The organism is Devosia sp. MC1541, assembly GCF_012847305.1.
Lineage (GTDB): Bacteria > Pseudomonadota > Alphaproteobacteria > Rhizobiales > Devosiaceae > Devosia.
In genome coordinates, this window is record NZ_JABBDZ010000046.1 from 1 (window position 1) to 1,046 (window position 1,046).

The 1,046-nt window shown below is 57.0% G+C and carries 1 protein-coding gene; it reads right to left on the minus strand.

Annotated elements, in window-relative coordinates:
• Positions 1-82: 82 nt before the first annotated feature.
• Complete coding sequence (locus HKD40_RS17620) at positions 83-541, minus strand: recombinase family protein (protein ID WP_169197069.1); 459 nt, start codon at positions 539-541, stop codon at positions 83-85.
• Between the last annotated feature and the right edge of the window lie 505 nt (positions 542-1,046).

Sequence of the window (1,046 nt, forward strand, 5' to 3'; positions counted from 1 at the left end):
CCGGCACCGCAGGCCATTATCTGGCCTGCGCCACCACGCGGATCGGCACCCCCATCTGCACAGGCAATAGCCCCAAAGCCGATCATGCATTAAGACTGAAACCGGACCACCCTATGGGGTCAGGCCACTTGGCGTTTTCTTTCGACTGATGCTCGTCGAAGAGGTTCAGCACCTTACGAATAAAGTCACCTGGTCCATCCGGGGCTATGTCCTGGGTGATCGACGCCAGCCGAACGTCAACTTTGGCAAGCTCTCGGATGTAGAACTCGGAGTGCAATGCATCCCGGCTGAACCGCGAGAGCGAGTGCACGACAATCAGATCAAAGGGATGATCGTCTCGCTTGGCTGCGTAGATCATTTCCTGGAATACGGGTCTGCCGTCATCCAAAGCCGACGCGCCTGGTTCTGAATAGACTTCGGCTACCTCAATCCCCTGTCGATCGCACCACGCGCGACACTGTGCGATCTGGTCTGGCAGGGATAGGTCGTGCTCCGCTTGCCGAGAGGTCGACACCCGCACATAAATGGCTGCGCGGGTCATGATCGCCTACTCGTTATCGAACAAGATACTCTCGATTTCTGATCTGAGATGAGCGCGCAGGACAGCGATCTCTTCTGAGTGGACGGGGAGTGTGAGGGCCTTGGATGTAACTGTCGAAGGGGTCTGCCCTGTCTTCTTCCGACGAAGCACAATGCGGCCCGGTCGCCTAGGGGCGGGCGAAGCATTCGGTTGGTGGGCGACGGTGTCCTGCATGGACCATTGTGTATGTCCATGCGTCCGTTGAAACCAAGCTCGTTTTTCCCGAGCGGTACGAACGGTGGTCCAGCATGGTCGCTCCTGCAGAGGTTAGCAGCATGTGCAATTAATTGCATTTACTCCTCCTCCCGTAGTTGGCGGAGCACATCATGGTGAATAGCCCCTAGGTGTTTGATCCCGGGTTTTGATGGTGCAATCTTTTCCCCTGAGTGGAAGGAGGCACTATGGGACAAGTTCACCACGGGAGCGCCACGACGACAGCGGCAGTCCGTCGAGCGATACAACATAG

Excerpts from the sequence above, each read along its gene's own strand:
- HKD40_RS17620 (WP_169197069.1), bottom strand. The coding sequence starts at position 541 with ATGACCCGCGCAGCCATTTATGTGCGGGTGTCGACCTCTCGGCAAGCG.